Genomic DNA, 5,457 nt, shown 5'->3' with positions numbered 1-5,457 from the left:
TAATAATTCTGATATCCTTTTACTCTCATTAATTCTTAATAAACTTTCATCAGACCGCATGTCGTAAATTGACTTCATAGCATGTATCAAAAACTCTCCTGATTCTGGAGTTAATTTATTGCTATTAATCGCCTGATATGCTGAAACGCTAAAATTTATTGATTGCTCTATAGTTGGTTTACTAAGCCAACTTAAAGGAACTGGATAGTTATTCTGAAGCTCATTTAAATTATTTACAAAGCCGTAAATTCCTTCTCTCGTTTCTATGTCAAATTCATTTTTTATTTGAAACAAAATTTCTTTTGTCGTTTTGTAATCTAAGTCTGAGATGTTGCTCAAAATTACTGCACATTCATCAATGACAGTCTTGACATTCTCCATAGCAATTTCCAATCCCCCAATCATCTATTTGTTTAAAAGATTGGGACGACTCGATTAAGCCATCCCAGAGTTTTCTATTGTCTATTCTCTATCCTTTTTTAGCTTCACTAATATATAGATAGACTACATAGCCAATCTTTTCGTTGTCTCTAATTTCATGTGCAACAGCATCAATAGAATAAGTTTTTCCTTGCCATGTTAAAATATCGCCTCTATTCGGTACTAATGGAAGATATTGCACGTCAGATAATTTTGCATCATCTGTAAGTCCATTCTCAACAAAAAACACATGGAATTTTTTTGTCATTTTCTTTACTCCTTTTGTGTAGGTCGCAGCCTAATATTAAATGGTGATAAAACTTGCTTTTTAAATCGCTACATCCAATCGTTTGATTTTGCCCATATGATTGTAGCCAATTAATTCAACATCATCAGCAGTCAATTCAAATATGGGTTTATCTGCAATTTTTAATGTCGGCAATTCATTGTAGAAATGATCTTCAGAGTTAAAGTATCTGTTCATCAACTCTAACGCCTGTTCATCATGCTTATTATATAAGTGCAAGTCCTGTACAAAGTGAGTTAGGTTGCCTACAGATAGTCCAACTTCTTGTGCAATTGCATGTTGTAAGAAAGCGTATTGAGTAAGATTCCATCCACCACTTCCTGCTGCTGTGAGAAAATCTCCACTGCGCTGAATTAATGTCATATGCAGTTTGCCACCTTTTGCTGAAAAATGAGTAGCATATGCACATTCAATTAGACTTTCAGTTGCTTTAGTTAATTGATCCTCAGCATTAAACATGTTCATCATAATCCGTCTTGAAGTAGGATTGGTCTTTAGCTCATGAATAACATAGTGTAATTGACTTGGATGTCCCATTGTGGGCTTTCCAATTTGATGACCATAAGCCTTAGCAATCTCACCTTTATCATTTGCCCAACTATTCCATATCTTTGATTTCAAATCTTTAATGTTATTAGACTGTTGAATCATAATCCAAATGATTTCATCAATTGGTAGCTTCCAGTTGATTTCACGCAATGACATAATAGGAAACCCTTTTGATAAGTCATAGGTATTCACACTTTGAATAATGCGTTTAGTTTTAACAGGAGAACCATCTTTCCACTTTGCTCGGTTATCAGATTCCCATTCCTGTCCTAAAATGTCCTGTAAATCTATAATAAAAATGTCGTCAATGTAGCTCAATTCACCATCTCCAATATATTCTAAATGTATAATAACATTATAATTTACTAATTAAGTTTAAGCAAGTAAGTAATTGGATAAAACTTCCCGATTCTTTTTCAGCATTTTTTGTACACCTTGAGGCGACATTTCTAATACTGTACCAATTTCTTCAAAGGTGTATAAGTAACATCTCATTTTTACAGCTTCTACTACATCCTCTGATACAAGTTCTGATATTTCTTTAATCATCATATCTAATTCAATTTCATCAAATGAATTATTGTCAGCTTCCACTACATCATGTAAATCGACTACATCTCCATCTGTTGTTGCTAGTGGATACTCCATTGAAGTCTTCTCAGCTAAATCATATGTGCGATTATTTTTATTGTTAATACTGTATTTCTTTGCCTCAGTCATAATTGTGTAGAGGATTTTCTTTCTCGCATAAGTTTCAAATGAAGCACCTTTTGCAGAATTGTAGTCTTTAGTTGCTTTAAACAGTCCAATTTTACCTAGTTGCAACAAGTCATCTTTTTCTAATCCATGTGTTTTTGCAAATGATTGATGATTGGGAAAGTTCCATGTAAGTGTTTCTTTGACTAATTTCTCATGTTGCATATATAATTTCTCTGCATCTCTGTCTAATCTCTGCATATTCTTCCTCCTAATTAATATGAGAAGGGTGTTACCCCTCCTCTATTCTGTTTTTATAATTTATTTAAGCTGACGCTCAATTTCTTTAACTAAAAATGGTTCTGGTGCGAAGTCTGCTTCCCAATTGTCAGGTTTTTTAATCTTGCCATCTTCCTTATAAACGGGGATCATCTTGCCATTTACATTGTGTAACTTACCCATATTTGCTGACTGTACAATCTTCAACAGATTATGAGGTTTGATTCCTAATTCAACACAGTCTCCTAATGCAAAATATAGCTTATCAATTGCTGCATCTACTTGGTCTTCAAGTGTTTTAGCTTCTTCCATTTCCTCACACTCTTCAATCATCCATGAGTTACGAGCTTTGATACGTTCAAGAGTTAACATCGTTGGCTTATCTGGAGATGGTTGACCGAAAGTTTGATGGAATGTTTTTACCCATGTGTGCCATAAGTTAAAGTCGTGTTTAAGTTTTTTTGTTCCTTCAACTACTACCAGATTAAATAACTTGGATTCAACTAGCTTCGTAGTTCTCTCACCTGTCTCCTTGTTCTGATTAGTAATTACCTCAACTTTTGCAGTATTGTTTTGATGATTAATAAAAGCAACCTTACCGTCAATCTTCTGAAGCTTATCGAATACGATGTCACCTAACTGAATTTTTACGAATGTCATACTTTGAATATCCCCTTTTGTTTATAATTTATTTATTAAAGTTGTGCGATTAATTTGTTTAGCTCTGGTGGATTGAAGCCAGTAGAGCGTGCGATTTCGTTTCCATTGTCATCTAGTAAAACAACTACAGGCACAGACATGATTCCGTACTTTACAGCTAAATCAGTGTTCTGCATAATATTAAATGATTCATGTTCAACCCCTGCATCTTTTAATAGTCCGTCTACCATAGTGCAAGGATTGCAATTATCTTTGTAAAGTTTAATTAGTTTTGTCATTGTTTATTTCCTCCAATTTTATAGGTCGTCAAATCCATTGTCATCATTAATTTTTGCGTACTGTCTTGATTTTTGTTCGAAGAAGTCAGTTTTTGTTAAGTCCTGATCTACTCCTTCACTAACATATGCTCTAATCCATTTCATTGAATTCTCATCAACATCTTCATAAATTGGTGTTACATTAATCATTGAAAGACATTTATTAGCTCGGTATTTGATATATCCTTCCATTTCATCTAAATCGATATCAGTGATATCTGCTAGTACATGTCGAGACCATTCGTTTTCTTTTTTAACAGCATCCTTAAATAGCTCGTGTGAAAATTCCGTAACATCAAAGGTAATTTCGTCTTTATTTTCTTCAATTAATAGCTTAATAACCTGAGCCACTAAAAATTGATGCACCAACTCGTCTCTTTGAATATAACTAATCATGGTAGATGTCCCAACCATTTTTTGATGTCTTGCTAAATTGTAGAAAAAGGCAAAAGCTGAATAGAAATTAATACCTTCTAATACAATTGAAGCGATCAAACCTTTGATTAAGTTTTCAAGATTGTTGTCATTTAAAAAATTTTCGTAATGTTCAATGACGAGAGCGTTACGTTCATATACTTCTTTCTCGGTACGGGCAACTTGGAATGCAATATCTTGATTTTTCTCATCCTCTACGGAAGATAAAGTGTATGAATATGAATGGTTGTGTACTACTTCTTGTTGAGCAGCTACAATTAATGCATCACGGATAGAGTCATCAGACAAATAGTTCTGGACTCCACTGAAAAATTTTGGTTGAACTGAATCCAAAATTGCCAACAATCCAATAATATTTCGGAATGCGTCTCGTTCAGCTTCAGTTAAATCACTCTTATATTGCTTTGAGTCAGATGTCATATTTATTTCAAATGGAGTCCAAAAGTTAGCTAATAAAGCCTTATAAATACTATAAAATTGAGGATACTTAATGTCATCCCAGTTCAACACACCACTTGATTCTCCGTTAATTATTGCATTTGGTCTATTTTGTTTTGATGGATCAAATAGCTTTACACGATTAATGTTCAATAATTTCTACCTCTTTCATTAATTCTTGGACAAATTTAATAGTTTGCATTTCTTTTCCGATTGGATTTTGTTCAATTTTTAATTTCATTTGAACAATTTTTCTATGTTTTTTCAGGTGATATTCCATCTCGTCAACAGCTTTGCAATACATCTTTTCTCCCCATTGAGTTTCTCCTGTCCCAAATACAGAACAATATTTAAATTCATATGAAGTGTCAATTAATATTCGCTTAAGATATTTCCTCATTTGTATTGGAAGGCTTCCGTTAGTCCAAGTTAAGCTACCAAATAGAATATAATCATATTGATTTAAATCCAGTTTATCTCGAACTGAATATGTGTGAACTAAATGTCCACACAATTCAAGTAGATTAGCTAAATAATTAGCCAAGTCTCTAGTGTTTCCACCATATGAGACATGAACAATTGCGTATTTCATTACGATCCACAGTGTTCGCATTCTATAATGTTCGTAGTGGTTGAACGTACATAGTAGATTGTTTTCAGACCTTGTTCCCATGCTTCAGTTAGAAGTGATAGCAACTCTTTAGCTTTAATGTCATTCTTAACATATAGATTAAATGATTGTGACTGATCAATATGTCTCTGTCTTGCCGCAGCTTGTTTAATTGAGCCATGTTGATTTAAACTAAATGCGTTATTATAATAGAAGTTTGTTGCAGGATTTAAATCAGGAACAACAACTGGAATCTTATAGTCTTTCTTTTCTTCATAGTAGAATTGGTTAAAAATTGGATCAATCGTTGGAGTACCATTAGTTAAGATTGCAGTTGAACCATTTGGTGCTGTAGCAAGAAGGTATGCATTACGAATGCCTTTTGTAGTGACATCGTTTGCTAATTTAATCCACTGCTCGTTGCTAACTAAACGGTTATTGTCATCTTGTTTTCCGTAACCACGTAGCTCGAAATACTCTCCTGTATTCCAATCTGAACCTTCAAATAGTGGATATGAACCTTTTTCTACTGCTAATTCATGAGAAGCTTTTATAGTTAGATAGTTAATTTTCTCGTACAAATGGTCAGTAGCTTCGATTGCTTCAAGAGTAGCCCAATGCAAACCTTTTAAGGCTAACCAATGATGATAAGAAAAACCACCTAAACCAATTGAACGATATCGTTTATTAGTACGTTTAGCTTGTTCGACGGGCAACTTATTTACATCAATTGTGTTGTCTAACAT

8 protein-coding genes and 1 pseudogene are annotated in these 5,457 nt (G+C 33.6%); all 9 read right to left on the bottom strand.

Annotated features, from left to right (window positions below):
- Positions 1-393, bottom strand: a 393-nt coding sequence (locus AC1DSL_RS15365; protein WP_477532848.1) for a hypothetical protein, incomplete at its 3' end; no start/stop codon positions are given.
- A 76-nt stretch (positions 394-469) separates the two neighbouring features.
- Positions 470-688 carry a hypothetical protein gene (locus AC1DSL_RS15360; protein ID WP_477532847.1) on the bottom strand — a complete coding sequence of 73 codons (219 nt, stop codon included), beginning with the start codon at positions 686-688 and terminating at the stop codon, positions 470-472.
- A 60-nt stretch (positions 689-748) separates the two neighbouring features.
- On the bottom strand, positions 749-1,594 hold the full coding sequence (locus AC1DSL_RS15355; RefSeq protein WP_477532846.1) for a thymidylate synthase: 846 nt from the start codon (positions 1,592-1,594) through the stop codon (positions 749-751).
- Positions 1,595-1,651: 57 nt separating this feature from the next.
- A complete protein-coding gene (locus AC1DSL_RS15350; protein WP_477532845.1) occupies positions 1,652-2,233 on the bottom strand; it encodes a sigma-70 family RNA polymerase sigma factor in 582 nt (193 codons plus the stop codon).
- A gap of 60 nt (positions 2,234-2,293) precedes the next feature.
- Positions 2,294-2,911: a pyrophosphohydrolase domain-containing protein gene (locus AC1DSL_RS15345; protein ID WP_477532844.1), complete on the bottom strand. Its 618-nt coding sequence runs from the start codon at positions 2,909-2,911 to the stop codon at positions 2,294-2,296.
- 35 nt (positions 2,912-2,946) lie between these two features.
- Positions 2,947-3,189, bottom strand: a complete 243-nt coding sequence (locus AC1DSL_RS15340) for a thioredoxin family protein (protein WP_477532843.1) — start codon at positions 3,187-3,189, stop codon at positions 2,947-2,949.
- 18 nt (positions 3,190-3,207) lie between these two features.
- Positions 3,208-4,254: a ribonucleotide-diphosphate reductase subunit beta gene (locus AC1DSL_RS15335; RefSeq protein WP_477532842.1), complete on the bottom strand. Its 1,047-nt coding sequence runs from the start codon at positions 4,252-4,254 to the stop codon at positions 3,208-3,210.
- Positions 4,244-4,693 carry a flavodoxin domain-containing protein gene (locus AC1DSL_RS15330; RefSeq protein WP_477532841.1) on the bottom strand — a complete coding sequence of 150 codons (450 nt, stop codon included), beginning with the start codon at positions 4,691-4,693 and terminating at the stop codon, positions 4,244-4,246. The genes AC1DSL_RS15335 and AC1DSL_RS15330 overlap by 11 nt, the downstream gene beginning before the upstream one ends.
- Positions 4,693-5,457 (bottom strand): annotated as a pseudogene (locus AC1DSL_RS15325) (ribonucleoside-diphosphate reductase subunit alpha); the annotation flags it as partial. The pseudogene AC1DSL_RS15325 and the gene AC1DSL_RS15330, both read right to left, overlap by 1 nt.

The sequence above is a fragment of the Paenisporosarcina sp. P4_D4 genome (assembly GCF_056401835.1).
Note: the sequence above shows the minus strand (reverse complement) of the source record. Positions and strands in the feature narration are given on the sequence as shown.